The 24,113-nt window shown below is 69.3% G+C and carries 27 protein-coding genes; 12 read left to right on the plus strand and 15 right to left on the minus strand.

The window, feature by feature from the left end; translation table 11 throughout:
* Positions 1-4: 4 nt before the first annotated feature.
* The 5 genes from BKN51_RS39395 to BKN51_RS39415 all read right to left on the minus strand — a co-directional run bounded on the left by BKN51_RS39395 (position 5) and on the right by BKN51_RS39415 (position 2,718).
* On the minus strand, positions 5-628 hold the full coding sequence (locus BKN51_RS39395; protein WP_101612394.1) for a LysE/ArgO family amino acid transporter: 624 nt from the start codon (positions 626-628) through the stop codon (positions 5-7).
* Between the two features lie 235 nt (positions 629-863).
* On the minus strand, positions 864-1,202 hold the full coding sequence (gene trxA / locus BKN51_RS39400) for a thioredoxin (RefSeq protein ID WP_101612395.1): 339 nt from the start codon (positions 1,200-1,202) through the stop codon (positions 864-866).
* Positions 1,203-1,598, minus strand: a complete 396-nt coding sequence (locus BKN51_RS39405; protein ID WP_101612396.1) for a MerR family transcriptional regulator — start codon at positions 1,596-1,598, stop codon at positions 1,203-1,205.
* Positions 1,599-1,643: 45 nt separating this feature from the next.
* Complete coding sequence (locus BKN51_RS39410) at positions 1,644-2,039, minus strand: nitroreductase/quinone reductase family protein (protein ID WP_101612397.1); 396 nt, start codon at positions 2,037-2,039, stop codon at positions 1,644-1,646.
* A gap of 28 nt (positions 2,040-2,067) precedes the next feature.
* Positions 2,068-2,718, minus strand: a complete 651-nt coding sequence (locus BKN51_RS39415; RefSeq protein WP_158255752.1) for a class I SAM-dependent methyltransferase — start codon at positions 2,716-2,718, stop codon at positions 2,068-2,070.
* A 51-nt stretch (positions 2,719-2,769) separates the two neighbouring features.
* Here BKN51_RS39415 and BKN51_RS39420 point away from each other — a divergent pair, with 51 nt between their 5' ends.
* Complete coding sequence (locus BKN51_RS39420; protein ID WP_101612399.1) at positions 2,770-3,600, plus strand: alpha/beta fold hydrolase; 831 nt, start codon at positions 2,770-2,772, stop codon at positions 3,598-3,600.
* Positions 3,601-3,873: 273 nt separating this feature from the next.
* Here BKN51_RS39420 and BKN51_RS39425 read toward each other — a convergent pair whose 3' ends face one another.
* Complete coding sequence (locus BKN51_RS39425) at positions 3,874-4,995, minus strand: C40 family peptidase (RefSeq protein WP_174720509.1); 1,122 nt, start codon at positions 4,993-4,995, stop codon at positions 3,874-3,876.
* Between the two features lie 80 nt (positions 4,996-5,075).
* On the opposite strand from BKN51_RS39425, the gene BKN51_RS39430 reads away from it, so the two are divergent.
* The 5 genes from BKN51_RS39430 (at position 5,076) to BKN51_RS39450 (ending at position 8,733) form a co-directional block, all read left to right on the plus strand.
* Positions 5,076-5,900 carry a biotin--[acetyl-CoA-carboxylase] ligase gene (locus BKN51_RS39430; RefSeq protein ID WP_101612400.1) on the plus strand — a complete coding sequence of 275 codons (825 nt, stop codon included), beginning with the start codon at positions 5,076-5,078 and terminating at the stop codon, positions 5,898-5,900.
* Positions 5,901-5,998: 98 nt separating this feature from the next.
* Entirely contained in the window at positions 5,999-6,583 is a 585-nt protein-coding gene (locus BKN51_RS39435; RefSeq protein WP_101612401.1) for a PH domain-containing protein, read from the plus strand.
* Positions 6,583-7,515 carry a hydroxymethylglutaryl-CoA lyase gene (locus BKN51_RS39440; protein ID WP_101612402.1) on the plus strand — a complete coding sequence of 311 codons (933 nt, stop codon included), beginning with the start codon at positions 6,583-6,585 and terminating at the stop codon, positions 7,513-7,515. Before BKN51_RS39435 ends, BKN51_RS39440 begins: the two co-directional genes overlap by 1 nt.
* A 115-nt stretch (positions 7,516-7,630) precedes the next feature.
* Entirely contained in the window at positions 7,631-8,461 is an 831-nt protein-coding gene (locus BKN51_RS39445; protein ID WP_101612403.1) for a TNT domain-containing protein, read from the plus strand.
* Entirely contained in the window at positions 8,458-8,733 is a 276-nt protein-coding gene (locus tag BKN51_RS39450; protein ID WP_101612404.1) for a hypothetical protein, read from the plus strand. The genes BKN51_RS39445 and BKN51_RS39450 overlap by 4 nt, the downstream gene beginning before the upstream one ends.
* 3 nt (positions 8,734-8,736) lie before the next feature.
* Here the strand turns inward: BKN51_RS39450 and hisN are convergent, their stop codons facing one another.
* The gene (gene hisN / locus BKN51_RS39455; RefSeq protein WP_101612405.1) at positions 8,737-9,522 is read right to left on the minus strand and encodes a histidinol-phosphatase; all 786 of its coding nucleotides are present in this window, start codon (positions 9,520-9,522) and stop codon (positions 8,737-8,739) included.
* A 42-nt stretch (positions 9,523-9,564) separates the two neighbouring features.
* Here hisN and BKN51_RS39460 point away from each other — a divergent pair, with 42 nt between their 5' ends.
* The 3 genes from BKN51_RS39460 (at position 9,565) to BKN51_RS39470 (ending at position 12,130) form a co-directional block, all read left to right on the plus strand.
* Positions 9,565-10,269, plus strand: coding sequence for a response regulator transcription factor (locus BKN51_RS39460; protein ID WP_101612406.1), 705 nt, complete (start codon positions 9,565-9,567; stop codon positions 10,267-10,269).
* A 1-nt stretch (position 10,270) separates the two neighbouring features.
* The gene (locus tag BKN51_RS39465) at positions 10,271-11,554 is read left to right on the plus strand and encodes an ATP-binding protein (protein ID WP_101612407.1); all 1,284 of its coding nucleotides are present in this window, start codon (positions 10,271-10,273) and stop codon (positions 11,552-11,554) included.
* Between the two features lie 63 nt (positions 11,555-11,617).
* On the plus strand, positions 11,618-12,130 hold the full coding sequence (locus BKN51_RS39470) for a hypothetical protein (RefSeq protein ID WP_174720510.1): 513 nt from the start codon (positions 11,618-11,620) through the stop codon (positions 12,128-12,130).
* Here BKN51_RS39470 and BKN51_RS39475 read toward each other — a convergent pair.
* From BKN51_RS39475 to BKN51_RS39510, 8 genes are all read right to left on the minus strand, one after another.
* Positions 12,108-12,521, minus strand: coding sequence for a hypothetical protein (locus BKN51_RS39475; protein WP_101612409.1), 414 nt, complete (start codon positions 12,519-12,521; stop codon positions 12,108-12,110). The two genes, BKN51_RS39470 and BKN51_RS39475, sit on opposite strands and share 23 nt — an antisense overlap.
* Before the next feature lie 4 nt (positions 12,522-12,525).
* Positions 12,526-13,158: a helix-turn-helix transcriptional regulator gene (locus BKN51_RS39480; RefSeq protein ID WP_101612410.1), complete on the minus strand. Its 633-nt coding sequence runs from the start codon at positions 13,156-13,158 to the stop codon at positions 12,526-12,528.
* Between the two features lie 130 nt (positions 13,159-13,288).
* Positions 13,289-13,936: a response regulator gene (locus BKN51_RS39485; RefSeq protein ID WP_101612411.1), complete on the minus strand. Its 648-nt coding sequence runs from the start codon at positions 13,934-13,936 to the stop codon at positions 13,289-13,291.
* A 350-nt stretch (positions 13,937-14,286) separates the two neighbouring features.
* Positions 14,287-15,123 carry an NAD(P)H-binding protein gene (locus BKN51_RS39490; RefSeq protein WP_101612412.1) on the minus strand — a complete coding sequence of 279 codons (837 nt, stop codon included), beginning with the start codon at positions 15,121-15,123 and terminating at the stop codon, positions 14,287-14,289.
* A gap of 11 nt (positions 15,124-15,134) precedes the next feature.
* A complete protein-coding gene (locus BKN51_RS39495) occupies positions 15,135-16,493 on the minus strand; it encodes an MDR family MFS transporter (protein WP_101612413.1) in 1,359 nt (452 codons plus the stop codon).
* Between the two features lie 235 nt (positions 16,494-16,728).
* Positions 16,729-17,268, minus strand: coding sequence for a GtrA family protein (locus BKN51_RS39500; protein ID WP_101612414.1), 540 nt, complete (start codon positions 17,266-17,268; stop codon positions 16,729-16,731).
* A gap of 238 nt (positions 17,269-17,506) precedes the next feature.
* Positions 17,507-18,007, minus strand: coding sequence for a GtrA family protein (locus BKN51_RS39505; protein ID WP_101612415.1), 501 nt, complete (start codon positions 18,005-18,007; stop codon positions 17,507-17,509).
* Positions 18,008-18,017: 10 nt separating this feature from the next.
* Entirely contained in the window at positions 18,018-20,333 is a 2,316-nt protein-coding gene (locus BKN51_RS39510; RefSeq protein ID WP_101612416.1) for a sigma-70 family RNA polymerase sigma factor, read from the minus strand.
* Between the two features lie 256 nt (positions 20,334-20,589).
* Between BKN51_RS39510 and BKN51_RS39515 the strand changes: the two genes are divergently transcribed.
* From BKN51_RS39515 to BKN51_RS39525, 3 genes are all read left to right on the plus strand, one after another.
* Positions 20,590-21,462, plus strand: coding sequence for a GGDEF domain-containing protein (locus tag BKN51_RS39515; RefSeq protein ID WP_101612417.1), 873 nt, complete (start codon positions 20,590-20,592; stop codon positions 21,460-21,462).
* A gap of 81 nt (positions 21,463-21,543) precedes the next feature.
* A complete protein-coding gene (locus tag BKN51_RS39520) occupies positions 21,544-22,926 on the plus strand; it encodes a glycosyltransferase 87 family protein (RefSeq protein WP_101612418.1) in 1,383 nt (460 codons plus the stop codon).
* On the plus strand, positions 22,901-24,106 hold the full coding sequence (locus BKN51_RS39525; RefSeq protein WP_101613736.1) for a glycosyltransferase 87 family protein: 1,206 nt from the start codon (positions 22,901-22,903) through the stop codon (positions 24,104-24,106). The genes BKN51_RS39520 and BKN51_RS39525 overlap by 26 nt, the downstream gene beginning before the upstream one ends.
* The last annotated feature ends 7 nt before the right edge of the window (positions 24,107-24,113 follow it).

Raw genomic sequence — 24,113 nt, forward strand, 5'->3', positions numbered from 1 at the left:
AGGCTCACCAGAGTAGGCGGATTCCGAGGACGGTGATCAGCGCGCTGGACGCGAGCGCGGTGACCAGCCGTCCACGACGTCCGGTCAGCGCCTTGCCGAGTACCGCGCCGCCGCCCGCGAGGAACAGTTGCCAGCTCGCCGAAGCCACAAACGCGGCGAGCACGAACACCACGTGTTCCGCCCCGGTCGCCGCGGCCATGTCCTCGCTGCCGAGCACGAGCGCCGCGAAGTAGACCACCGTGGTCGGGTTCAGCAGTGTGATCCCGAGCAGGCTCACGTAGGCCTTCAAGGGCCCTATCGCGACAGGCTGCGTCACGTCGGCCTTCGCGGAGTCGCGGAAGTTCCGGACCCCGGTGAATCCGATGTGGACGGCCAGCCCGAGCAGCACCACCACCGAAACCCACCGCAGTGGCCCGGCGATCGGCTGGATGACCGGGATGAGCTTGCTGCCGCCGAGGACCGCGACCAGGGCGTAAAGGCCGTCGGCCGTGGCGACGCCCAGCGCGGCGTATGCGCCGATCTTGAGCCCTGACCGCGCCGTCAGCACCACCAGATAGGTCGCGACCGCGCCCACCGGAATGGCGATGCCATAGCCAGCGAGCAGGCCCGCGACGAGCGCGGTGCTCACGGTCGGACTGGTGTCGGCCTCCGGCAGGCCCCGGCCTGCTGCTGCACCCGCACCCGTCGGAGGACGGAGGGCGTCGGCAGGAAGGCGAGGGTCGAAGTCATGTGCAGAAGGATGCGAACGGACGGCCTCGCGCGCAACACAATTAACGGGACCGAGGCCGGGCTGGTCGTGAGTGGCGATTCGGGTTAGAACCCGAATCGCCACTCACGACCAACCTGACCCACGCGGCCCGCGCTCAGACGCCGGTCGTCTGCAGAACGGCGTCCAGGTCCGCGAGCAGCCGGGCTTTCGGCTTGGCGCCGACGGTCGTCCACACCGGACTCCCGTCACGGAAGAGAATCAGTGTCGGCAAGGACATGACATGATAATCCCTTGCCGTCAAAGGGTTTTCGTCGGAATTCAGCTTACGGATGATCAGCGCGCCGGCGCGCTCCTCGGCGATCTCGGCGAGCACCGGCGCGATCATGTGGCAAGGCGGGCACCATTGCGCCCAGAAGTCCACCAAGACGGGCTTGTCCTGCTCCAGGACGAGTTCTCGGAAGGTCTCATCGGTGACGACAGAAAGGGATGACATTCAGGTCTCCTCGGTTTCCCGGCTGACGACACACGGACCCGGCGGCGTTTTCAACGCACCCGCCAGCTTGGCCAGCAGGCTGTCCCGCGCTTCGTTCAACCTGGCCAGACAGGCGTCCACCTCGGCGAGTTTGCGTTGGTAGACCTCGATCGAATCGGCGCACGAGTCGCCGGTCTCGTGACCCGCGCGCAAGCACTCGACGAACGGCCTGGTGTCCTCGAGGCTGAGCCCGACCGCTTGCAGGGTCAGGATCTCGTTGACCAGCCGGTAATCGTCCTCGTCGTACTCCCGGTATCCGTTCGACGCGCGCCGTGCGTCGAGAAGCCCTTGTGACTCATAGAAACGCAGCGCGCGCGTGGTGGTTCCGGTACGCGCGGCGAGTTCGCCGATCCGCATGGTTCCGAGCGTAAACCTTGACCTTGGCGTCAAGGCAAAATCCGCTCAGCCGTCGAGATCGACCCGGATGGTGAGGAGGTCCGTGCCGATCGCCTGTACGGCGGCGCTGTTGAACCTGGGCAGGGCCTTCAGCCGGGCGCGGGGGTCGTCGTCCGGGAGCAGATGTGCCGTGCCGGTGTGCCACTGGCCCTTGAGCCGGACCCGGACGCGCGGATCGGCCTGGATGTTGCGGACGTACTGCGACTTCTCGCCGAACTCCGAGACGATCCAGAACTCGCGGCCCACCCGGCGGCCACCGATCGGCGTCTGCCGGGGGACCCCGGACTTGCGTCCGGTGGTCTCGAGGATCGGCTGATTCGGCAGCCGGACGAGGAGCGGGTTGCCCACGTGGCGCTGGAAGGTCGTGGCCACCCGGTGCTTGATTTCGTGAAAGCGCGACATGTGGCTCCTGAAGCTCGAAGAGGGAGGTCTAGGTCAAGGTTGACCGACGCACCAGCAGCGTGCACCGCTCGCTGGGGTGCTCGGAGCCGGGGTGCGGCGCGCGATCGAGGCGGGCGACGAGGTCGAAACCCGCGGCGCGCGACGCCGAGATCTCGGCGTCCGGGTCGAGGAACCGGAAATCCAGGTCGACGTCGCGACCCCACCAGGTGCCGAGGGTCTTCACCCCACCGTCGGGGAAGTCGGGATCGCTGACATGGAAGGAGAGCAGGGCGTACGCGCCGGGCCGCAGGACCCGGGCGAACTCGCGGTAGGCCGCCGCCCGCTGGTCGTCGTCGAGATGGATGGTCGCGTAGAGGCAGACAAGCCCGTCCAACGCTGCTGCTCGCAGGGGCAACGCCGTCATGTCCGCGGCACCCGCCGGTAGCGAGGTGCGGCGTCGGACGGCCGCGCACATCGCGGTCGAGAGATCCAGGCCGATGACGCGCGAGCCTCGAGAGGCCAGATGGGCGGCGACCTGTCCCGGGCCGCAGCCGATGTCCGCGACCGTTCCTTCGCGAACGAGTTCGGCGAAGGCGTCGAGCAAGGCGCGATCCAGGGGTTTGTGCCGGAGTTCGTCGCTCAGTTCCTCGGCGTACCTGTCGGCCACGAGGTCGTAGCTCCGGCGCGTCCGGTCGGTCATGGTCGCCGACGGTACAGCGGATTTGTCGTTCCCCGTCAGTACGCTCGGCACATGGTGAACGAGTCCGACGTGGACCTGGGGGACGGGACCACGCTGCACACGTACGACACGGGCGGAACCGGTCCGGTGGTCTTCTGGCATCACGGGACCCCGAACATCGGTGCTCCGCCGTCACCGCTGTTCCCCGCCGCCGAACGACTCGGCGTGAGGTGGGTGTCGTACGACCGGCCCGGCTATGGCGGCTCGACACCGAGGCGGGGAAGGAACGTCGCCTCGGCGGCGGCCGATGTCGCGACGATCGCCGACGCCCTGAACATCGAGCGGTTCGGGGTTTTCGGCCATTCCGGTGGTGGCCCGCACGCGCTCGCCTGCGCGGCCCTGCTGCCGGAACGCGTTTCGGCGGTGGTCGGTGTCGCGAGCATGGCTCCGTACGGCGGCGACGGTCTGGACTGGTTCGCGGGAATGATCTCGGCGGGAGTCGGCTCTCTGACGGCGGCCTTGGCCGGGCGAGCGGAGAAGGAGAACTACGAGGCAACGGCCGAGTACGACGCCGAGATGTTCACCGCGTCGGATCACGCGGCCTTGTCAGGGGACTGGAAGTGGCTCCTCGACGTCGTCGGCCCCGCGGTCGAGGGCGGGCCGGGCGGGCTGATCGACGACGACCTCGCGTACGTCGCGCCGTGGGGGTTCCGGCCGTCCGACGTCGAGGCACCGGTGCTGCTCCTGCACGGTGGCGAGGATCGGATCGCGCCTCTCGGGCACGGGGAGTGGCTCGCCCGGCAGATCGCCACGGCCGAGGCACGCACGTTTCCCGAGGACGGGCACATCTCGGTCCTCCGCCACGGGGAAGCCGCGCTCGAGTGGCTGGCCGAACGCTTGTGACCTGCGGGGCTCGTGAGTGGTGAGGACGGTTCTGGTGGTCCCGTATTTGCCTGCCCGCTGGCTCCTGATGTCGTCTTGGTGAGCTTGTGCTGGAGTGTCCGGGCTTGATCAACGGAGGTTTGGGGGCGTTGAGTGTCTCCGATCTTCCGTTGATCAAGTTTCGAGGCCGGAACACTCCTCGACGATGAAGGATTTGGGACACTCAACGTCCCGATTCCTTCACGCTCGACCGTGCCGCCGCCCGCTCTTACCGTCCTTGCCACTCACGAGGCGCTAGGCCGCGGGCCGTCCGGCGCCGGTGTAGTCGTCGCCCTTCGAGTGATACGTGTGGATCTGGATGGCCTGGCCCTCGGTGGGCGCGTTGATCATCAGGCCGTTTCCGAGGTAGAGCCCGACGTGATGGATCCGCGTCGCCGGGTTCCCGTAGAACACGAGATCGCCGAGCTTCGGTTCCTGACCGCCGGGGACCTGCGGCAGCGCCCGGAACTGGCTGTCCGCGGTCCGCGGCAGCCCGACTCCGGCTTCGTCGTAGGACGCCTTCGTCAGCCCGGAGCAGTCGAAGCCCGCCGCGCCCGCTTCCGGCCCGTTGCCACCCCACACGTACGGGAGGCCCAGCTGGCCGAGGGCGAACCGGGTCGCCTTCACGGCGGGGCTGGAGCCTCGCGCCGGGTCGAGGGACAGGGTCGCGTAGAGCTGGGCGTTGCCGAGAACGCGCTGGCGGAACAGTTCGGCCTCGTTGCCCTTGCCGCCCTGGTAGCCGGCGATCGCCTTCCACCAGCCGTTGCCGCCACCGAGGTCGGCTCCGGAGGCGCACAGCGCGCGGCCGGCGGCGACCGAGGCGGAGTCGGGGTCGGCGAGCGCGGGCTTCGCGATGCCGGGGATCGACGAGCCGTGCTTCTTCCACTGCTGTGCCGACAGGCCGAGGGGGTTGTCGCCGCCGCGTCCGTGGTTCGAACTCGCGGCGCCGACCCCGGCCAGCGTGACCCAGGACAGGTGACAGTTCGGCTGCTCGCCGCGCAGCGCCAGCTCGCCGTTCGCGTAGCCGATCAGCGATTTCGCCGGGATGTCGAGCGGTCCCGCGAGTTTGGCGGCCCACTCTTCGAGCGGCCGGGCGCCCTTCGGCGTCTCCTGGGCCTTGACCGGCGCGCTGACTTCGAGGACCGACGGACCCGCGCCGCCGCCGACGGTGGCCGGATCCCGGTCGGCGGCGGGGACGGGAACCTGACCGATCCCGTCGGCGGGCGCCGGATCGTTGCCGCCCGCGAGCAGCCAGCCCGCCGTCGCGAGCCCCGCGACCAGCGGGAGGGCGACCAGGCTTCGCATCGCCACACCGCGCGCCCAGGACTTCTTCGGGCTGGCGGGGGACGCGCTCGGGGCGGACTCGGGCTCGGTCACGCCGTCCAGGTTATTGGAGACCACCTCTGCGTAACGAGCGAACGCCTTGCACGTTAGGGGGACTCTCATATTCTGGACGAATGAGTGAGACGGGAGCGCTCGACGCCGAGCGTCTGAGTGCCGCGCTGTCCGGCCGGTACGCCGCGATCCAGGTCGTGGCGAGCACCGGGTCCACCAACGCCGACCTGCGGGAAGCCGCCACGAAGGGGGCTGAAGACCGCACCGTGCTGATCGCCGAAGAGCAGACGGCCGGTGTCGGCCGCCGCGCCCGGCAGTGGTCTTCGCCGAAGGGATCAGGCCTCTACGTCAGCGTGCTGCTGCGTCCGCGCGACGTTCCGTTCGCCAATTTGGGTTCACTTTCCGTGGTCGCGGGCCTCGCGGTCCGGGAGGTCGCCGCGAGCCTGGGCGTCGACGCCGTCCTCAAGTGGCCGAACGACGTCCTGGCCGGGCCGGACCGCGCCAAATGCGCGGGCATCCTGGCGGAGGCCGCCGCCGGTGAAGAGACCACCGTGGTCCTCGGCATCGGCCTGAACGTGCTGCCGCTCGGCGAGAACGTCCCGGCCGGGCCAGGCGGCCTGCCTGCGACTTCCCTGGCCGAGCAGGGGGCGGACGAGACCGATCGCGCCGAGATCGCCACGCGGCTGCTCACCGGTTTCGACGACCTCGAACGCCGCTGGCGGCTCGCCGGCGGGTCGCTGGCCGAGGCGGGACTGCTCGGGGACTACCGGCGGCATTGCGCCACGCTGGGGCAGGACGTCGAGGTCCAGTTGCCCGACGGTTCGGCGCTGACCGGCCGGGCCGCCGACATCGATCCCGCCGGCCAGCTCCAGGTCGACGTTCCCGGTGGTGAGCGGTACACGGTGTTCGCCGGAGACGTCGTCCACGTGCGGCCCGCCGCGTCCTGATCGGGTGTGCCGCGAATTGCGGCGTCTCCTCTTCCGCCGGGACCGTTCGCCGGTACGGTGAGCTCACCAGCGCCGAACACACTTTGGGAGCGTCCGTCGTGGCCTATCCGGACGATTTGCTCAGCGAAAACGAGCACGTCGTGGTGCACAGTCACCCGCATTTCAAGATGCTGATCTTCCCCTTCCTCGCGCTGATCGTCACCCTCGGCGTGGGCATCTGGCTGGGCATCCTGGCGAAGGACGCCACGGCCCCGTGGGACCTGATCTCGCTGATCGCGGTCGCCGCGATCGGTCTCGGGCTCGTCGTCTGGCTCTTCCTGGCGCCGTTCGTCCGCTGGCGCACGACGCACTTCATCGTGACCACGGACAGGCTGATCGCCCGTGAGGGCGTGCTCAAGCGGACCGGGATCGACATCCCGCTGTCGCGGATCAACAGCGTGCAGTTCGAGCACGGGCTGCTGGACCGCGTGTTCGGCTGCGGCACGCTGGTGATCGAGTCCGCTTCGGACGAACCGCTGAAGTTCGACGACATCCCCAAGGTCGAGCGCGTGCACACGGTCATCTATCGCGAAGTCAACGACAACCCGTACGACGACTTCGCGCCGCCCGCCGCGGGCGGACCGCAGCAGACCGAACCCCTGCCGCCGCAGGGACCCCCGCCGCGCGGAAACCGGCGCCGTTGATGGGCACGCGAGAGCTGGGGCTGCCCGATCGCGTCCCGTCCGCCGCCGCGTTGCCGGAGCGCGTCACGATCTGGGAGGTCGGCCCCCGGGACGGCCTGCAGAACGAGAAGTCGATCGTTCCGGTCGGGGTGAAGCTCGAGTTCCTGGACAGGCTCGCCGATGCCGGGCTGACCACGCTCGAAGCGACCAGTTTCGTGAGCCCGAAATGGGTTCCGCAGCTGGCCGACGCCGAGCAGCTCCTCGCCGGGCTCGACAAGCGCGAAGGCGTCCGTTACCCGGTGCTCGTCCCGAACGAGCGCGGGCTGGACAGGGCCCTGGAGGCCGGGGTTTCGCATATCGCGATCTTCGCCAGCGCCACCGAGACCTTCGCCAAGAAGAACCTCAATTCGACGGTGGACGACCAGTTCGCGATGTTCGAGCCGGTCGTCACCCGGGCACGGGCCGAAGGTCTCGACGTCCGCGGATACGTGTCGATGTGCTTCGGCGACCCTTGGGAGGGCGCCGTTCCGGCCTCGCAGGTCGCCGGGGTCGGCAAGCGGCTGCTGGACCTGGGCTGTTCGCAGCTCTCGCTCGGCGACACCATCGGCGTCGCCACCGCAGGGCAGGTCGAGGCGCTGATCGGGCAGTTCCCCGACGTCGGCACCCTGGCCGTCCATTTCCATGACACGTACGGCCAGGCGCTCGCGAACACGCTGGCCGCACTCCGCTGCGGTGTGTCCACTGTGGACTCTTCCGCCGGTGGGCTGGGTGGCTGCCCGTACGCCGAATCGGCCACCGGGAACCTCGCGACCGAGGATCTGGTCTGGATGCTCGACGGTCTCGGCGTCGAAACCGGTGTCGATCTCGACGCGCTGGTCTCGACGAGCAAGTGGATGGCCGGGAAGCTCGGCAGGCCGAGTCCGTCCCGGGTGGTCAACGCGCTCGCGGGCTGAGAGCCGCGCTTTCGGGTATCCGCCGACGAGAACGCCGGTCGGCGCTAAGGTCTTAGCGCGTCCTGTCCGCTGCCTCCCCCTTCACCGGTGGGACCGATTCCTTGGGGGAGGTGCGGTGACCGATCCGAGCGAGGCCGGGACGGGCCCGATCCGGCTGCCCGTCCACTACGGCGCGGCCGACGCACCGACGCCTCCTCATGGCGCTCGCGCTCCGTACGCGCCTTCGCCGTGGCCGCCCGCGGTGGCACCGTTGCGCGTCCCCTTCCCGCCGCAGCCCGTCGCTCCGCCGCCCATGGGCGCCCTACGGACCGAGCGGGAGAGCGTGATCGCGCTGTTCCTCGTGCACATGTTCCCCATCGGGCATCTCCCGGTCGCGATGGCGAAACCCGCGCGCCAGCTGCCGCTTCCCGGCGGCGGTTCCGGGCCGCACGACCACCCCGAGGCTGGCGTGCTGGACGATCAGGACGCGTTGTCGCACGTCAGCAGCGGTTTCCGGCGATCGCCGACGACCCCGTCCGTGGTTCCCCCGCCGGAACTGACCCGGGGGCACGACCCTTGGGGCGGAGAGTCCCCAGAGGACTGGCGAGAGCGCTTCGTGGGCGAAACGAGCTATCTGTGGCCGCCCGGCGCGCTCTTTCCCGAGGGGGGGATCGACCCGGCGACACCGGTGATGCTCGAAGCGGGCACCCATCTCGACCGCTTCGGCGATCCGCACGGCCGGGTGTTCGCCGAGGACGCGACCCTGTATTCGATGCGCTCGTTGCCGCCGGACCAGGCCGCCGCGTACCGACGCTACCGGGTCGTCCGGTCGTTGCCGGTCTGGCGTTCGGTGACCGCCGAATGGTTCGGCCAGCCCGGCGGCGGGGTGCGTTTCCGCGCGGTGCTGGGCGCCGATGAACTCGTCACGCTGGGCTTCCTGGCGGACGTCACGGGGGAGGTTCGGTGAACACGGGGACGATCCTGCGGTGGCTGGCGGCGCTGGGCGTGCCGCCCGAGGTGGTCTCGGTCGGCGCGGAGGCGGACAACGCCTGGTGCCTCATGCGCACCGAGGAGGAAGACGCCGAGCCCGCCTGGGAAGTGTTCTGGCGTGAGCAGGGCAACCGGTACGACTGGGCACGGTTCACCAGCGAACAGGTCGCCTGCCACTACCTCTTCGGGCGGCTCGCCTGGTCGCAGGTCGCCCGCGGCGCTGTCGGTCTTCTCCCCGGCGCGCAGTGAGCTTCAGCGCCGCAGGATGGCCAAGACTTCGTCGTGGAGCAGGCCGTTCGTCGACAGGGCCGAGCCGTTGTCGTAGCGCGCTTCCCCGTTCAGGTCGCTGAAACGGCCACCGGCTTCGGTGATCAGCACCTGGGCGGCGGCGACGTCCCACGGGTTCACGATGCATTCCGCGACGATGTCGAGCGCACCTTCGGCCACCAGGCAGTGCTGCCAGAAATCGCCGAAAGCGCGGCTTTCCCAGCAGGCGTCGACGAGGTCGATGTACTTCTCCCGCGAGTGGTACTTCACCCACGAGTTCAGGTCCGTTGTGGACAGATACGCGTCTTCGAGCGAAGCGACCTTCGACACCGCAAGGCGGCGTTCGCCCGCCGAGTCGCTCATCCAGGCGCCGTCCCCGGTGGCCGCCCACCAGCGGCGGCCGAGCAGCGGCGCGCTGATCAGGCCCACCACGGGGGTGCCGTCTTCGACCAGCGCGATCAGCGTCGCCCAGACCGGGACACCGCGCAGGAAGTTCTTGGTCCCGTCGATCGGGTCGAGCACCCAGGCCCGGCCGGTCGCGGCCGAACCGCCGCGCTCTTCGCCGAGTACCTCGTCGTCCGGGCGTTCTGTGGCGAGGATCGCACGGATCGCGTCTTCGACGGCGGTGTCGGCGTCGGTGACCGGAGTCCGGTCCGGTTTGCGTTCCACGGCCAGGTCCAGCGCGCGGAACCGGGAGGTGGTGATGGCGTCGGCGGCGTCGGCCAGCCGGGTGGCGAGTTCCAGATCATTCTCGTAGCCAGGCACGGTCACGATGCTTTCACGCCCGGCAGTCGTAGAGTTGGCCAGGTGAGCATGGTGCTACTCGCCGAGGACGACCCGGCCATCGCCGATCCCCTTTCGCGCGCGCTTCAGCGGGAGGGGTATGAGGTGCGTGTCGTCGGTGACGGCCCGGCCGCGCTCGACGCGACCGAAAGCGATCGCGTCGATCTCCTGGTCCTCGATCTCGGGCTGCCCGGGATGGACGGCCTCGAGGTGTGCCGCCGCCTGCGCGCCAGCGGTACCGAGGTGCCGGTGCTGATGCTGACCGCGCGCACGGACGAGGTCGACTTCGTGGTCGGGCTCGACGCCGGCGCCGACGACTACGTCGCCAAACCGTTCCGGCTCGCCGAACTGCTGGCCCGGATCCGGGCGCTGCTGCGACGGCGGGCGCCCGAGGTGCTCGAAGCCGGGGGAGTGCGGATGGACCTCGGCGCCCGGATGGTCACCGTCGACCTGCACGAGGTGCAGCTGGCGAACAAGGAGTTCGAGCTCCTGCGGGTGCTGATGAACCGCGCGGGCCAGGTGGTCAGCCGCGACGAAATCCTCGCCGAGGTGTGGAACGACCTCGAATCGAAGACTTCGAAGACCCTCGACATGCACATGTCGTGGCTGCGCCGGAAGCTCGCCATCGCCGCCGACGAAGCGGCGGGCAGGGCGGGCAAACCCGGCGGGAACGGCGACGGGGAACGGCGCATCGCGACGGTCCGCGGCGTCGGCTTCCGCTTCAACTCGGAATAGCATGCGCCGTCGCATCCTCCTGGCGATCCTGCTCGCCGTCGCGGTCACCGCGGCGGTGCTGGGCATCCCGCTCGGGATCACCGCCTGGCAGCTGGTCGAGAACCTCAACCGCGAGAACCTGGCTTCCTCGGCCCGCGGGATCGCGGCGACGCTGGACAACGAGATCGCCGTCGGCCAGCCGATCAACCTCGACCTGCTCCGGGTGGGCGTGCCACAGGGCGGGCTGCTGACCGTCCGCGCGCAGGGGCAGATCGAGAAGCGGTACGGCTCCGACCCCGGTCCCGACGTGGTGTCCGAGCGGGCGCCGATCGCGTTGCACGGCGAGGTCGAGCTGTCCATTCCCGCCGGGCCGATGCGCACCCGCCAGACCCAGGTGACGCTGCTCGTGGTGCTGCTGGTCGTGCTGTCGGTGGGTACCGGCACCGTGGTCGCGACCGTGACCGCGCGACGGCTCGCGAAACCGCTGAGACATGTCGCCGACCGCGCGGTCAAACTCGGCGGCGGCGATTTCCGGCCGGATCCGAAGCGCTACGGCGTCGGCGAGCTCGACATGGTCGCCGAGGCGCTCGACGCGTCCGGTTCGGCGCTGGCGCAACTCGTCCAGCGAGAACGTCAGCTGGTGGGCGACGTCTCCCACCAGCTGCGGAGCCGGTTGACCGCGTTGCAGCTGCGGCTCGAACCGCTCACCGTCCACCCCGATCAGGACGTCGTCGACGAGGCGAAGGCCGCGCAGGAACAGGCGGACCGGCTGGCGGAGGCGCTCGACGAGCTGCTGGCCGCCGCGCGGGCGGCGCGCGAGGTCGGCGCGGAACCGGTCAACCTGCCGGAAGTGCTTCCCGCGGTTTCCGAGGAATGGCGACAGCTGCTTCGCGCCGAAGGAAGGCATCTGCGGCTTCGCGTCACCGACGGGCTGAGGGTGCGGGCGACGCCGGGCCGGTTGCGCGAGGTCGTCAACGTCCTGCTCGACAACGCCCTGCGCCACGGCGCGGGAACCGTCACGCTGGCCGCGCGGCGCGGTGACACGGACGGCACCGTGGTCATCGAGGTCGCCGACACCGGGTCGGGGGTGCCCGACGAGCTGGCGCCGCACATCTTCGAACGCGGGTTCTCCGGCGGCGGGTCGACCGGTGTCGGGCTGGCCCTCGCCCGTGCGCTCATCGAGGCCGACGGCGGACGGCTGGAGCTGTCGAGCAAGCAGCCCGCGGTGTTCAGCCTCTTCCTGAAGGTCCCTCGCCCGGGCGATGTGGCCGAAGTGCGCTGGCCCGCCGAACGGGTCCCTCGCTAAGACCTCCCCAAGGACCACCCGTTCGGGCAATGCCGCGGAAGCGCGCCGACTTACCGTCGGAGGGTGCATGCGACGGCGTTCCGGTACCGCCCACCGGTGAGTCCGGTCGCCGCGGCGACCGTGGAGATCGGCAAGGTGGCGATTTCCCTGCGGTTGTCCTTCGACGGTGACCTGTTCGCGTGCCGCCGTCCGCCCGGGGTGGTGGAACGGATGGAGGCCGAGGCCCTGGACCTGCTTTCGAAGGGCCTGTTCGTCAGCGGGATCGACACCCCGGTCGCGGCCGTCTCCGGCGCGGCGGGGCACCGGTTCGTCCAGGATTCCGTCGTGTTCCAGCCCCCGGACCGCTGGATCTACCGGGGCAGGTGCGTGGTCGGCGCGGGCAAGAACGGGCTGACCTTGACCGGCGTGCTCGGCTACCGCCTCGAAGTCTGTGCCGGGTGGGCCCGGCGGGCCGGTGACTGCGGGCCGCCGGCGACGGCGTCCGAATGGTGCGAGTTCTTCGGCGGGCAGCTGGCCTCCATCGGAGGAGTGGTCCTGCGGCGGGCCTCGGTGCTCAGTCTCGGTACTCCGCCGTGACCGTGACGACGAACGCCGCCCGCGCGGGCAGGCCGAGGCTGACCCACAGCCCGGTCGGATCGGTCTTCCCGAGCGCCAGCGGAAAGGGCTGCTCGTCGACCATCAGGAACTCGGTCCGGATCAAGGCGCGCAGCGACCGGTCGAGCAGGGTGTGCTCGTCGCGGACCTTGTCCGCCCGCGCGGTGACCAGATACGACAGCTCGCACCGCTTCGCCCGCACGGCACCGGTTCCCGGGCCGGTGCCGTGCAGGGCGAAAAGGAACAGATCGACGCTCGACACCTGCGTCTCCGTCTGCCAGGTGGGTTTCGGCGGATCCAACCGGACCACCGTCCCCTCCGGCAGATGAGGTGCGATGAGCAGGCACAAGGCTTCGTCGACCTGGCTGATCACGGTGTCAGATCAATCCCTCACGCAGCGCGTAAGCCACCGCGTGCGACCGGTTCCGGAGCTGGAACCGGTTGGTCACGTCGTGCAGGATGCTCTTCACCGTGCGCTGCGAGTAGCAGAGCTGATCGGCGATCTCCTGCGTCGAAAACCCCGACGCGACCAGCTTGAGCACCTCGGTTTCCCGGCTGCTCATACCACCGAACTGCAGGCCACGCGGCTGCAGGACCTGACGTTGCAACCGGGAGACCCGGTGCAGGAGCCTGCCGAGCAGATCGGGCGGAAGCGCGCCCTCCCCGGCCGCGGCCGCCTTGATCAGCCGGACCAGGACGTCGGCGCCCGCCTCCGAGCGGCGGGCGACCGCGCAGACGCCGTGCTCGATGGCGCTCAGGATTTCGTTGTCGTCGACTTCACCCGCGATGAGCACGATGCGGGTGAACCCCTGGTGGTGCAGCGCGGACAGCAGTTGCGTCATCGCCTCGTCGAGGCGGTCGGTGACCAGGAGGGCCACCATCGTCGGGTCGGCCGCCTCCCCGTCCACCAGCCAGACGTCGTCACGGGAGCGGAGCGTCATGCAGACGCCGTTGTGCAGGATCGGATCGGTGGCACGGACGACCACCGGTGTCCTGTTCGGTTCGAACATGTGATTCCCATTCCCCTCGAACGGTGCGAGGGCCCCACCCCCCGCACTGCTCACCCTGCCGGGTGAGGTGTCCCGGGCGCATGGGACTCCGGTCCCGACATTGCCCGAAAAGCCGCCCTAAATGAGGTTTTCAACGGCCGAGGCCCGCTTCACGGGCCAGGACGATCGCTTCGGCGCGGTCCGCGACGTGAAGTTTGCTGAAGACGTTGGAAATATGATTCCGCACGGTTTTCGGGCTGAGACAGAGAGTGCTGGCGATGGCGGTGTTGCTGTGGCCGCCGGCGATGAGCGAAAGGACCTCTCGTTCGCGGACGGTCAGTTCCGGGAACACCGTGTCCGGACTCGGCTGAGAGTGATTGAAGAAGCCGAGAACGCGCGTCGCGATATCGGGCCCGAAGATCGCTTCGCGTCTCGCGACGGCGTGAACGGCACGGATGATTTCGTCGGGTTCCGCGTCTTTGAGCAGATATCCGCGGGCTCCGGCACGCATCGCGGAGAAAACCGATTCGCTTTCGTCCGCCATCGTCAGCATGAGCACGCCGACGCCGGGCCGTTCGGCGACGATGTGCCGGGTCGCTTCGGCACCGCTGACGTCGGGCAAATGCAGATCCATGACCACGACGTCGGGCCCGAGGGCACTCGCCGCGCTGATCGCGTGCGCGCCGCTCGCGGCCTCGCCGACGACGTCGATCTCCGGTTCGTTGGAGAGAAGTGTGCACACCCCGAACCGGAACAGCGGATGGTCGTCGACCACGAGCACGCGAAGGCGTTCGTTCATACGGGCTCCCCCTGTCTCCCCGCGCGGCACGTTAGCGAGAGGGCCGGTCGCGGACAACGCGTGGTCCGGACAGCGGACCGGCGAGAATTAAACGCCCGATGAGTGTCGCGTATCGCGGGGATCCGCCCAAGTCATTAACCCTTTCGGCCCAGCCGGGGGAGCAAGGGACCTTTGCTCACGTTCGTTAGCACGCTAACCAACGTGAGCAAAGGTCCCTTGCTATCACTTCTCTTAGTATTGAGAGAGGCGCAAGTCCTTGAGGGACCCAGAGTCCCTCAAGGAGTCCCTCACGGACCGCGGATCACCCCGACTCAGGCGTGAGCAAAGGTCCCTTGCTCTCTTTCCGCAGGTCAGGCGAACGCGGCGGCGTGCTCGCGAGCCCAGTCGGCGAACGTCAGCGGCGCCCGGCCGAGGAGTTCGCGGACGGTGCCGAACACGATCTCCTCGTTCCCGGCGGACTGCCGCTTGAGCTCGAAGAGCCCGTCGACCGCCGAAGCGGGCCAGCCGTACCCGAGCATCCGGGCACGAGAGTCGGCTTCGGGCTCTTCGGCGTAAGTCAGCTGTCGGCCGAGAGCCTCGCCCAGGATCTCGACCTGCCGCCGGGTCGTGAGGGCTTCGCCGCCGGTGATCGGATACGTCCTGCCCGCGTGCCCGTCGGTGGTCAGCACGGTCGCGGCGACCTCGGCGATGTCGCGGACGTGCACCAGAGCGGACGCCGGATCGCCTTCGGTGACGCGGATGACGCCGTCCCCGCGCACGGCGTGCAGCCAGGCGAACCGGTTGTCCATGAACGTGCCCGGGCGCAGGATCGTCCAGTCCGGCCCGGCCTCGCGCACGGCCTGTTCGGCCGCGGTGTGCACGAGGGAGATCGGATCGGTCTGTCCGAAGTGGACTCCGGTGGTGGACAGCTTGACGACGTGCGCGACATCGGTGGCCGCTTCGAGCACCGCTCGTTCCTGTGCGAGCGGGTCCGAGCCGTGCCCGGAGGTCAGGACGAAGACGCGATCGACACCGTCGAGCAGCGCGGGATCGAAAGCGTCGAGATCGCCGGTGACGACTTCGGCACGCGGATCGATCCGGGCGCGGGCGGGGTCGCGCGTCAGGGCACGCACGTGGGCGCCCTTGTCCAGCAGCGAGGGAACGAGTTCGCGGCCGATTTTACCGGTGGAACCGAGAACGAGGATCATCGAAGAACTCCTTAGTGGTTGCGGCGCAAGGGAACGCGCGGCAGGAAGAGGGAAGCGGCGAGGCCGATCACGAGGGCGGGGACCATCGTCCAGAACACCCCGTTGAGCGCGGAGGCGTAACCACCGGGACTGTCGGTGGCGAACGAACTCGTGAACACCGCGCCGAAAACGGTCAGCCCGGCCGTGGTGCCGAGGGAACGCAGGAAGCCGACGGTCGCCGAAACGGCGCCGAGGTCGGTCCGGGCGATGTTCTGCTGGGCCGCCATGGAAAGCACCTGCATGTTGAGCCCGGCCGCCGCGCCGAACACGACGAGATAGGCGACGACGAGTGGCAAGGGCGTCGTTTCGTCCATTGTGGACATCGCGAGGGCGGCGGCGAGACCGAGTGTCATGCTGAGGATCGGTGCCCAGCGGTAGGCGCCGGTCTTGGCGATGATCCGGCCCGCGACCATCGACGACGCGGCGACGGCGAGCGTCATCGGCAGCAGGAGGAGACCGGCTTCCGAAGGCCCGGCGCCGCCCGCGGTCTGCAGGAAGAGCGCCAGGTAATTGACCGAACCCAGGAAGACGAACCCGGCCGCGGCACTGGCCAGCACGCTCAGGCTGAACATCCTGGCGCGGAACAGCCGGAGCGGGATGACCGGTTCGGCCGCCCGGCGTTCGATGACCAGGAAGGCGACGAGCAGTACCACGCCGATCGACGCGGAAAGCGGCGTCGCCAGGGTCAGGCCGACGATCGCGCCGGACAGGACGACGATGCCCGCGAAGTCGAACGGCGCGGCCGTCCGGCGGCGTTCGAGCCGCAGGAAGCGGGCGGCGACGACGAGCGCGACCAGTCCGATCGGCACGTTGACCACGAAGATCGACCGCCAGCCCGCGAGGTCGGTCAGCGCGCCGCCGACGACAGGGCCCGCCAACGAAGACCCGGCGAAGCAGATCGAGAACCAGGCGAAGTAGCGCGCGCCTTCGCGGCCCGGGAACAGTTCGCCGATGATCGCGGCGACCGCGACGAACAGCCCGCCGGAGCCGATGCCCTGCAGGACACGGGCGGCGATCAGCAGCGGCATCGACGGCGCGAGCGCGCAGGCGAGGGAGCCGAGGACGAACAGCGCGATCGCGACGAGAACGACGCGCTTGCGCCCGAAGAGGTCGCCGAGTTTTCCGTAGACGGGAGCGCTGACGCTGCCCGCCAGCAGGTACGCGGTGGTGACCCAGGCGAACGACGTGGCGCCGCCGAGTTCGCCGACCATGCGAGGCAGGGCGGTCGCGACGACCTGGGCGTCGAGCATCGCCAGGAAAACGGCGGCGAAGAGCCCGACGAGGGCAAGGGTGTTTCGGGCACGCGGAGGCGCACCGAGAGCGGTACTCAAGAAAAGGATCCGTTCACTGGAAGAAACGAGGGAACGCGAAGGACACGGAGGGCCACTCCGGTCCCCGCCAAGACGGGAAAAGGCTCAACCGTCATCCGAACCGGATGCGGTCCTCTTCGCGCTTGGCGATCACCTCGGATTCGTCCCGCTCGACCGTACGAACCCGGCCGGCGTCATCAGTGAAGGAACGTTGACATGGATGACTCTAAACAATCACATGTCTTTTGACAAGTACTTAGCGGAGGGGTACGACGTCGTCGTCCGGCTCGTCGCTGTCCCGGCGGCGTTTGCCCAGCTCGTCCGGGAAGACCCACTTCTTGAAACCCCAGAAGCGGAAGAACATCGCCAGGAGCATGCCGATGATCGACCCGCTCGTGAAGTCCGCGAACTCCTGGACGAACCGTGTCACATGGGGCACTTCGAGGTCGAAGATGTACCGCGACGTGTAGAGCGGGATCAGGTTGACCACCACGGCGATGCCGCTGATCACGAAGAAGAGCGCCGCCTCGTGATGCCGCTCGCGCCCGCCGCGGGTCCGGAAGGACCATTCACGGTTGAGGATGTAGGACACGATCGTCGCCACGATGATCGCGATCGCCTTCGCCGTGGTCGGCTTCGACTCCAGCACGCTGAGCTTCAGCAGGTACCAGACGCCGTTGTCGACCAGGAACGTCGTGCCACCGACAATTCCGAATTTCAACAGCTCCCGGTGCTTGATCAGCACGGATCGGAGCGGCTCGGGCGTCCGGGAAAGGACGGATTCGACCACGGTCACCAGGTCAGTCTAATTCGCGCGGGCCACCGAACGGGCTGGCAGGGGCTTGGACAGAGCGTTATAGGACCCTTTGGGCGATTCCGGGCGCGGCCATGACCTCGTGAGTGGTAGGGACGGTTAGTACCAAAGGGGTCTTAGGTACCTGCTGCTTGTGGCTGGAGGTGGTCGCAGGTCCGTGAAGGCCTCCTTGCCTACTCTGAAGGTAGTGAAGGAGGCCTTCACGGACTGCGGGGGCGGGTCAGGCGGCAGATTCGTCGGGGATGTCCGAAGCGTCTCGCCCGTCGCCCCGCAGCAGCCGCGGCCGCGCGTCGGCCTGCGGGAAGACCCACTTCTTGAACGACCACCAGCGGAACACCGTGCCGAGCAGTGTCCCGATGATCGCGCCGCTGACGAAGTCGGCGATTTCCTGTGTCAGCAGTCCGACGTGCGGCTGTTCCAGCTGGAGCACGTACCGCGAAACCAGCTGTGGAATCGCGTTGAGGCCGAGCGCGACCGCGCTGAGCAGGAAGAAAAGTGCCGCTTCGTGAGCGCGCTCACGACCGCCGCGGGTGCGAAAGGACCATTCACGGTTCGCGACATACGAGAAAACGGTCGCGACCAGCACGCCGATCATCAGCGCGGTCACCGGTTTGTCGGTCAGCACGGTGAATTTCAGCCCGTAGGTGATCGTCATCGTGATGACGAAACTGGCGCCCCCGACCACGGCGAACCGCAGCAGCTCCCGGTGCCTCCCCAGCATGCGGCCAACGCTACTGGAAGATGCGGTCGATGATCCCGTTGGGCTCGGTGGTCGGCTTCGTCTTGCCTGGCCGCGGCGGCGCGCTCGTGGTCGCGGCGGGCGGAGCGGGTTCTTTCTTCGCCGGCTCTGAAGGCGTTGCGGACGGCGAAGGCTTCTTCGACGGAGAAGGCCACCCAGGCCGGCCCGGCTTCGTCGTCTCCGAAGTGGCCGGAGGCTTCGAGGTGACCGAAGGCAGCGAAGGCATCGAGGGCATTGAGGGCACAGTGGTCGGCGGAAGCAGCGCGGAGTCGTCACACCAGTGGTGCCAGCAGCCGAAGTAGACCTCCACCGGCTTCGCCTTCGCGACACCGAGGGTGGCGTTCACCGTCACCGGCAGGTTGTCCGCCGGACGGCCCTTCAGCCGGACCCACAGGCTTACCTGACGCCCAGGAGTCAGCGAGCCGCGCGAAGTGCACGACGCGCCTTCGCCGGTCGGGCTGCACGGGATGCCGTGCACGCTCCATGAGCTGAGCACGCGGTGGTCGAGCGTGATCGTCACCGGCTTCGTCGTCTTGCCCGTGTTCTTCACGCGGACCAGCACGAGCGGGTTGCGGTTCCACGGGAACGCCGACAGCCCGTCGCTCTCGGCCCGCAGGACGAGGTCGTCCGGCGGCGGCTTCACGGTCACCTTCACCACGACCGACACCTTGATCTGGGCGCCCGCCGTCACCGAACCGGTCACCATGCTGCCGGGTTCGGCCGTTTCGTCGGCACGCAGCCGGAACGTCAGCACCGCGGCCTGTCCCGGTTCGAGACCGGTGCCGGTCCTGCAGGTCACCGTTCCGGTGCCGCCGGGGCAGTTCACCGCGATCGGCGCCGGTCCGGCCTGCTGCCGGACGCCCGCCGCGCCACCGCCACCGGCGGGGACGGCCGTCACACCCTTCGGCAGGTTCAGCGAGATCGCGACGGGTTCGGACTTCGATCCACCGTCGTTGCGCACGGTGATCGGCAGGTTGGTGTCTTCACCCGGCTCGAGTTGGACACCGCCGGTCGGGGTCGATGCCGTCATCACCGGAGGTGACGGGATCACCGGCGAGGGCGGTGGCGGCTCGGAGGGCGAAGGCGCCGGAACGGAGGGCGTCGGCTGGGTCGGCGGCGGCTGCTCCTGAGCGGGAGGAACCGGCTGGGGTTGAGGCTCCGGTTGCGGCTGAGGCTGCGGCTGAGGTTGCGGTTGTGGCTGGGGTTGCGGGACCCCGGGCGGCACGGGCTTGATGGGAGCGGGTGCCACGGCGGGCGGCGGGACCGCCGCGGCCGCAGGGATCTCCTGGGTGCCGCCACCGGCGGCGAGCGCCACCGCGACGGCGGCGACGATGGCCGCGCTCGATCCGGCCACCGTGGCGAACTGGCGCGGTCCGGCCGCGGCGGCGCCTGCCGCTCCGCCCGAACCCGAGCCCGAACCAGCGGCACCGGCCGCGCCCGCCGAAGCCGAAGCCGTGGTGGCGGCCGTCGCGGCCGCGGTGACCGCGCCCGCCTTGCCCGCCCCGGCCGTGGCCAGGTAACCGAGAGCCGCGCCACCGAGCACGATCGGCGCGATGATCCCGCGCAGACCGCCGTTGATGTCGGCCAGTTCCGCGGCCAGCGCGCGGCACTTTTCGCATTCGTCCAGGTGGTTCTCCACCTGGGCCCGCTCGCGTTTGGACAAGCCGTCGCGGGTCCACGCGCCGAGTTTGTCCGCGCTCGCGCGGCAGCGTTCGCCGGAGTTCTCGGCCAGGTGGACCTGGAGATACGCCTGCCGCAGGCCCTCACGGGCCCGGTAAGCGAGCGCGGAGACACCGTTCGCGGTCAGTCCCAGCAGCGGCGCGACCTCGGCGGGGCTCTGCCCTTCGATCTCGGTGTGCCACAGCACCGCCTGCCACCGCTCGGGCAGCCGCGTGAACGCCTTCGCGGCGAGCGTGCGCTCGAGCCCGGCGACGGCGGTGTCGGAAAAGGGGACGGTCAGCGCTTCGCCGACGGCACCGCCGACGTCGGACATGTCCTCGTTCAGGTCGACGCGCTTTTCTTTGCGCGTCTTGTCGTAGGCGGTGTGCCGCAGCGCGGTCAGCAGATAGGCGCGGAACGCCGCGTCGGGGCCTTTACCGCCGCGCAGCGTGTCCAGCACTTTCGCGAAGGCTTCCGAAACGAGGTCGTCCGCTTCGGAACTGGAGCGGGCGAGCTGGCGGGCGAGATTGTGCGCCGCGCCGGCGTGCCGCTCGTAAAGCGTTCCGTAAGACGCGATCTTCCCGTCACGCACCTCGGCGATCAGCTCGGCGTCACTCTTACCGGTGAGATCGGCGGGAACGGTGGACACGGGACTCCTTCATCTGCTGGTTCGGCGGGTCTACTGACTTAAACGCCCGAACACGCTCAGTGTGACGGACTGGGCGACGCACGTCACCTCGCGGCCCCGCCGATGACCCGGAGAGCCCAACACCTTCACCCGCCCTGGGTTACTGAAGAGTTCGGAAAGATCCTTGAAAAACGCCGTCACGCACGACGTGAACCGGCGTCCCCACCGTGAAGCGATCGCAAGATCGAAAAGATCGGGACGGAAGGGGCGGTGGGCAGTGGACGTACCGGCGACCGGTGCGCCGTCCGGGGGACCCGACGGGCAAGCCGCCTGGAACCGGTTCGAGCGGGATCGTTCTCTCCGCGCCCTGCGGGCTCGCTGGCGGACCGCCAGCCTGGCCGCCGGCTGGCGTTTCCCGAGTGACTGGGGCCTCCCCGAGGTCGACGCCGTCTGCGCGGCGGTGATCAAGAACGGCCGGGCCGTCACCGCCGAAGTGGCGGAAACCGCTCTCGCGGGACTGGGCAGGGCACGCGCCGCCGCGGGTGCCGGGCTGGCCGAAACGCTCGCGGACCTCGCGGCGCTGCACGCCGTGCTCGCCGACCCGGACGCGGTGGACGGTTTCATCGCACCGGACGTCGACTCGACGCCGTCCCGGCTACTCCGGGTGACGGCGCTGGCGTGGGCGGACGTCGCGACCGATCAGCTCGTGAACACCGAAGTCACCGAACCGCTCACCGGCTTGCCCACCGCCGCGTACCTGAGGACCCGGTTGAGCGAGCTGTACCGCCAGGCCCGCCGCGACGAGCGGCCGGTCGCGGAGGCACACACCCTGCTCGTGGTCTCGATGGACTTCAGCTCGGTCGCGGGCTGGCCCCGGCTGACCGGGATGATCCTGGTCGCGGACGCGCTGAAGCAGGTGTTCGACGGCGGCGAGAGCGTCGCTTCGCTCGGGCCGTCCGTCGCGGGCGTGCTGGTGCCGAAGGACGTGAGGCTCGCTTCGTCCGGAGTCGCGCTGCGAAGGGCGCTCAACGAGCGGCTTTCGGTGGACGCCCAGCTGCGGGACACCGGCCGTCCGCAGATTTCGGCGGTCCGGCTTCCGGCGACCTACGACCAGGCGTGCGATCTCCTCACCGGTCTCGCGCGGTCCTGAGCAGGGTTAGCGCAGGACGTTCTCCAGGTCACGGGCGACCCACTCGACGTGCGACGACCCGGTTCATGATTTCCTGTTTGCGTGACCCGGACTGTTCCCGCCGACGCGAACGGCGACGTTTCGGCGAAACGACCACAGCATCGTCTCTCGTTGCGCAGGTCGCTCGCCCGCTTGTCCGTCCGGCCGAGATCGATCTTGATCCTGTCGGTGATCCCGCTGGTCGCGATCGGTTTCGGCATCTGGGGATGGCAGCACGAATGGGTGCTGGGCGTGGACAGCGCGGTGTATCGCGCCGGTGCCGAGACACTGCTCAACGGTGATCCGCTGTACGACGCCAACACACTTCCGGTGGAGCCGTGGTGGGCGCTGTTGCCGTTCACCTATCCGCCGACGGCCGCCTTGCTCTTCATCCCGCTCGCCGTGGTCCCGACGCAGGTCGCCTGGGGGCTCCTGACCGCGGTCTCGCTGCTCGCGCTGGCGCTGTGCGTCCGGATCGCCATCGGCGCGCTGCCGAAGCCCTCGACCGACGGCCCCCGCTGGTGGGCCTCGCCCGCCCGGTCGACCATCGCCTTCTTCCTGGTGTTCCTCGGTCTCGAGCCGGTGTGGCGCACGATCTTCCTCGGTCAGATCAACATCATCCTGATGGCGCTGGTGATGCTCGACATCCTGGTCATCGGGGCCAGGGGCAGCCGCTGGGGCGGGGTGCTCGTCGGCGTCGCGGCCGCGGTCAAGCTCACCCCGATCGTCTTCCTGGGGCATCTGTTCATCACCGGCCGCCGGATGGACGCCGTCCGCGGGCTCATCACGTTCATCGTGATGCAGGGCCTGATGTTCCTGATCATCCCGCACGACGCGGCCCGGTACTGGACCTACACGCTGCCCGACACCGGCCGGATCGGCCCGGTGCACTGGGCGGGCAACCAATCGCTGAACGCGTTGATGAACCGCTTCACCGAACTCGCGCCCTGGGCGTCGAAGGCGGCGATGGGGATCGGCGCGCTGCTCGCGATCCCGGCGATCTGGCTGGTGCTGCGCTTCCACCGCAAGGGCCAGGCGCTCGCGGCGATGCTGGTGACGGCGTTCTGGATCCTGCTGATCTCGCCGATCTCCTGGACCCACCACTGGGTGTGGGTGGCGCCGCTGGTCGTCCTGCTGGTCTCGCGCCTGCCGAAGACCACGCCCGCCACGGCGTGGAAACGCTGGCTCGGCACCTTCGGGGTGTTCTTCGTCTTCATCAGTTGCGTACTGCTGATCTTGCCCAACGGCCGCAATGTCGAGCTGCACTGGAAGGTGTGGCAGAACATCCTCGGCAGCGCGTACATCTTCATGCCGCTGGTGCTGGCGCTCGCGCTGGCCGGGCGCTGGTGGTACCTGCGCCGGAAGCGGGGCGCGGGGAACGACGCCGTGGGGGACGACGCTGTGGGGGATGGCGACAAGCATGCTGAAGTCGCGTCCGGCGGCTGAGCCTCGGGTCGTCGGGGCCGCGCTGGCGGGCGCGCTCGCACTGGCGATGCTGGGGCTGGGCATCGTGGCCTGGCTCGGCGAATGGCATCTCGGCGCGGACAGCGCCGTCTACCGCGCCGGTGCCCTCACCCTGCTGAAGGGTGAACCGCTCTACACCCGCGAGGCGCTGACGACGCTGCCGCCGTGGGTGCTGCTGCCGTTCACCTACACCCCGGCCGCCGCGCCGCTGTTCCTGCCGCTCGCGATCGTCCCGGCCGGGCTGACCTGGGGCGTGGTCGGCGCGCTCTCGCTGGTCTGCCTGAGCGTCGTGATCTCCGTGGTCGCCCGCGCTTGCGGCGCGCCCCTCACCCGGTGGTGGGTCCTGCCCCTGGCCACGGCCGGCGCGCTGGCGCTGGAGCCGGTCTGGAAGACGATCTTCCTCGGGCAGATCAATCTCATCCTGATGGCGTTGATCGTCCTCGACGTGCTGGTGCTTTCGGCGCGCGGTTCGCGCTGGGCCGGGGTGCTGATCGGCGTTTCGGCCGCGATCAAGCTGACGCCGCTGATCTTCGTGCCGCATCTGCTGTTCACCGGCCGCTGGAAGGACGCGTTGCGGGCGCTGGGCACGTTCGTCGCGCTCGAAGCCGTGATGTTCGCGGTGATCCCCGGCGACGCCGTCCGGTTCTGGACCGAATCGGCGACCGATCCCAGCCGGGTCGGCTCCGTGCACTGGATCTTCAACCAGTCACTCAACGGGCTGGTGAACCGCGCTTCGGAACTCGCGCCGTGGTCGCTGACGGTGGCCATCGCGATCGCCGCGGTCTTGGCCGTCCCCGCCGTCTGGCTGGTGGTGCGCCTGCACTGCCGCGGCGACCCGGTCGGCGCGCTGCTGGTGACCGCGTTCTACGGGCTGCTGCTCTCGCCGGTGTCCTGGTCACACCACTGGGTGTGGACGGTGCCGCTGCTCGTCCTGCTCGTCGTCCGCCGGGCGTGGGTTCCGGCCGCGGGCGTCGCGGTGCTGTTCGCGAGCGGCTTGATCATGTTCGTGCCCAACGGCGGGGAGATCGAGTTCGGCTGGGGGCTGGGCTGGTCGCTGCTCGGCAACGTCTACGTCCTCACGGCTGCGATCGCCATCACAGGCCTGGCCGTGCGTGAGCTGCGGCGCGGGTCCGCCCAGGTCGCGGCTGTGGCGGCCAAGTAATCTCTCC

This window comes from Amycolatopsis sp. BJA-103, from assembly GCF_002849735.1.
Classification (GTDB): domain Bacteria; phylum Actinomycetota; class Actinomycetes; order Mycobacteriales; family Pseudonocardiaceae; genus Amycolatopsis.